The organism is Acetobacter sp., assembly GCF_052102375.1.
In the GTDB taxonomy this organism is placed as follows: Bacteria; Pseudomonadota; Alphaproteobacteria; order Acetobacterales; family Acetobacteraceae; genus Acetobacter.
In genome coordinates, this window is sequence record NZ_JBQDXI010000040.1 from 1 (window position 1) to 3,662 (window position 3,662).

Genomic DNA, 3,662 nt, shown 5'->3' on the forward strand with positions numbered 1-3,662 from the left:
TCCCAGTTCCGGAACCTCAGTACAAAATACCCATCACGAAAAGTGCGGAAGAACCTCAGCCAGATCCTGTGCAAACACAGGCTGCACTCCACACAGTGCGACAATAAAGCAGGCCACACCATAGCATATTTTCATGACCGTTCCTTCCAGAAATCATAAAAATTGAACCACGAAAACGGATCTCTCCGGCACAAGAGTTCAAGCCATGCGGCGTAACGGACCAACCATGCCTTTAGTGTCTGCGCCTGCTCCGTGCGGGTGCCTTCAAGTTTTATGTGCTCGGCAAAGGGTTCAAACCGAATATCGTAGGACCCATCCCGGCAACGCAAGGCACTGAACAGGACCACAGGTGCCCCGGTTATAGCAGCAAGCCGTAGCGGCCCAACAGGGAGCGGAGCTTCTTTTCCCAAAACAGGTATGGAAGCATAACGTCTCATATCTGGTGCACGATCACCCAAAATAGCAACGACATCCCCCTGCTGCAGGGCTTCTGCAACGTGCAGCATGGTCTGTGGTTCACCTATGTGAATAATGGCACTTTCATAATCCGGATCCAGTTGCTCTATGACTTTACTGGTCGCCCCCACAAACCGGCGGTACATAAGCACCCGCAACCGTATCTTACATGCCGCAGAGCGGCCAACCGCGCGTAGTGCATCAAACGACCCAATATGCGCCCCAAGCAAAATACAGCCTCTGCCTTTGCTCAATGCTGCGAAAATGACCTCGCTGCCGCGCACAGTGTAAGGGGGCGCACTTTTTTTACCGCCCAGTATGAAAATACGATCAAGCACTGTCAGGGCATAGGCATGGATATGCCGCCACCGCTCAGGCCATGTTGGCTTACGCCCCAGTACCCGGCACAGATACATATAAGACCCGCGCCGCGCTGTACCATCACACATCAGATAATAAAGCGAGATGGGCCAGATTAAATGGCTTAAGACACGCCGCCTCAGGACACGGGCCAGAAACAGCATGACCACCATTACGGCATAATTACCGCGCTCGGGGGTCAGCCATGTTTCTGTCTGCCTGCTCATGCAGAATGAGAAAGCTGCACTATGGCACGCAGGACCACACCGCCTTCTACACGACCCGTCAGACGTGCTCGGCCTCCTTCAGTCTTCAAGAAAAAAACTACGGACTGACCCGGCAGGACAGGCTGCATAAACTTAACCTGTAAAATACGCTGGGGGGCGATGTCTGCTTGCGCCAGCCCCTCTTCTAAAACCACAACGCCCGGCACGACAGGTTGGCCGGGAAAATGCCCGGGCAGGCAGGGATTGTCTGGCGCAATGCACAATGTACCAAGCCTCTGCCCGTCGGCCTCTTGCTCGGCCAACTGGCGCAATGCCTGCACGGTCAGTTTACCAACGGAGTTACGCGGCATAGCGTCAACCAGAACCACACGACGCGGCAAAAAAGCAGGGTCAAGCTGCTCACGCAGGCTCTGCAAGATCTGGTCTGGCGGAAGCCCTGGTGCAACGGCAAACACCTGCATCCGCCCCAAAGCCTCAGCCTGATTTGCTTCGGGAGCTAAAAACGCACCATCCACGATGCCGGGTATAGATAGGAGCACCGAATTTAATGCAGCAAGAGAGGTCCGTTTTGCTGCAAGTTTTACAATATCGCTCTTGCGTCCAATCAGCCGAAAAAGCTGTTTGGACGCAGGCTCTACAAAGTCAGATAATGGAAAAGCTGCGGCACCCGGTGCACTGATGTAACCGTCTTCTCCCTTAACGCTCAACACAACCCCCGAATAAAGCTGCCAGAGCGACGTTTGTGTTGTGTGGCGCATGGCAACAGACCCAATTTCTGTCGCCCCGTAAATTTCCATAACAGGTGCGGCCAGTTTGGCTTCCGCTTCCTGCGCCACCCGTATGTCCATGGGTGCCGCTGCAGAAATTATTCTCGTTATGGAAGGCAAAGCCAGATCTGCCCGCACCAGACTGCGGAGCTGCAAAGGGGTTGTGACCAAAATGCGCGGCGCAGGAGAGCGCTCCAACATGGACTGCCAGTCCGCCGGGTAAGCGCATGGTCCTGTGGTGGTCATGCCCCGTGTATGAATGGCCTGTAAAACCAGCGTTTCAAACCCATACATATGGTAGGGAGGAACGGTGCCCACAGCAGTAGCCGGACTTTGCGCGGGGTCCAGCAATTCACGTGCCACGACACTCCGTTCAACCAAAGCACCCCAATGCTTTTTATGCCCGACCGGCTGACCACTGCTACCGGAGGTAAAGACAATAGCGACAAGGTCTGACGCGGCAATCTTTGGGTTTTGAGGCTGCTTTGCCTCCAGCATGACTGACTGTGCAGGAGGTACCGAGATGATCAGGCTGTTCTGGGGGAGGCCGTCTGGAGGGACATCATGATCCAGCGCAATGCACACCGCGCCGTGCCGCTGCGCAAGGTCACTCAGGCTGCTTATGGTACGATCGCTCGAAAGCAGGAGATACTGCCCCCGCAGCACGACAGCCAAGAACAAAACAGTAAACGACCAGATATCCTGACATAAGGATACCACTGGGCTATCTGGCAGCTGTTGTGCAACCTGATGCGCTGCACGCAGCAGGTCATGCCCGGTGACAGGACCTGATGGCGTATGAAATACCGTCCGGTCAGGAGCGTAGACTAAACTTAAATCACGCGTTTCTGCCTGTTCCGCAAGGCTGGCAGCCTGCCTCATGATGGTTGGCGATGAGCCGCCACATAGGCGCACAGCGTACGCAGAGAGCTGAAAATTTCTCGGCTATTCGGATCATCAGAGCGTAACGTCACACCGTAATCACGACCAATCATCAGGACAATTTCCAGCGCATCAATGGAATCCAGCCCAAGACCGTCCCCAAACAAGGGAGCCTCAGGACTAATTTCATCAGCAGTGACTTCAAGCTGCAAAGCCTCAACCAACCGCTCAGCCACTTCATGTTCAAAGGGCGTTTGCAGAGAAACAAATGATTGCGTATTCACGGAACTCTCATGTCAGATGAAAAATTTGTTAATCCAGTATCACAGCACCCTGCTCACGAAAAGCGCGTAAAACCCGCTGCTCTGGCCAGAGCCGGGCTGCGCAAAGCGGGTTGGAGCCTGCTTGTATGCAGCTTAATCTTGCCAAAACTGTGCCTGTTATACGGCACTCCTGCACAGTATGTGACACTTACCCTGATTTTGTGCCAAGGTGTAGGCGTTGCCCTCGCAACGCAAAATTTTCGCGTGTGGCTCCCTGTTACGGCGATGCTCGTTTTCCCTGCATGGCACTGGCCTACAGCCGTCCGGCTTATTGATCTACTTGGCCTGTATCACCTTGCATTAGCTGCTCCCTGCTGTGTTTTTATTCGCTCGCTTTTTCCCAACCAGACCGCATTAATCACCAGATTTGCACGGCAGGTTCACGGCCCCTTACGCCCTGATATTATAAGATATACATATTGCCTGACATGGTTTTGGAGCCTGTTCTTTATAACGGCACTCCTTGCCCCCCTCGCCCTCTTTTTCTACGGCCCTCATAATGCCTGGCAATGGCCCTTAAACGGTGGGACCATTGGGTTGGCTACTTTTTTTCTAATTCTGGAATACGGTTTAAGGCGATTGGTCATACGCCACTTCGACGCGGAAATCTCACAGAAGGGTTGTACATCGGGTTAGATTATGAAAAA

General features: G+C 53.6%; 3 protein-coding genes. All 3 read right to left on the bottom strand.

What is annotated here, in order from left to right:
• Positions 1–131: 131 nt before the first annotated feature.
• From ACTIDN_RS11915 to ACTIDN_RS11925, 3 genes are read right to left on the bottom strand one after another with little or no spacing between them, the layout of a single operon-like run.
• Positions 132–1,043, bottom strand: a complete 912-nt coding sequence (locus tag ACTIDN_RS11915; protein WP_441377222.1) for an LpxL/LpxP family acyltransferase — start codon at positions 1,041–1,043, stop codon at positions 132–134.
• A complete protein-coding gene (locus ACTIDN_RS11920; RefSeq protein ID WP_441377223.1) occupies positions 1,040–2,692 on the bottom strand; it encodes an AMP-binding protein in 1,653 nt (550 codons plus the stop codon). The genes ACTIDN_RS11915 and ACTIDN_RS11920 overlap by 4 nt, the downstream gene beginning before the upstream one ends.
• Positions 2,689–2,976: a phosphopantetheine-binding protein gene (locus ACTIDN_RS11925; RefSeq protein WP_048837858.1), complete on the bottom strand. Its 288-nt coding sequence runs from the start codon at positions 2,974–2,976 to the stop codon at positions 2,689–2,691. Before ACTIDN_RS11925 ends, ACTIDN_RS11920 begins: the two co-directional genes overlap by 4 nt.
• Between the last annotated feature and the right edge of the window lie 686 nt (positions 2,977–3,662).

What these genes read in the sequence shown, in the direction of transcription:
- ACTIDN_RS11915 (WP_441377222.1), bottom strand. Translation starts at nt 1,043, where the DNA reads ATGAGCAGGCAGACAGAAACATGGCTGACCCCCGAGCGCGGTAATTAT.
- ACTIDN_RS11920 (WP_441377223.1), bottom strand. Translation starts at nt 2,692, where the DNA reads ATGAGGCAGGCTGCCAGCCTTGCGGAACAGGCAGAAACGCGTGATTTA.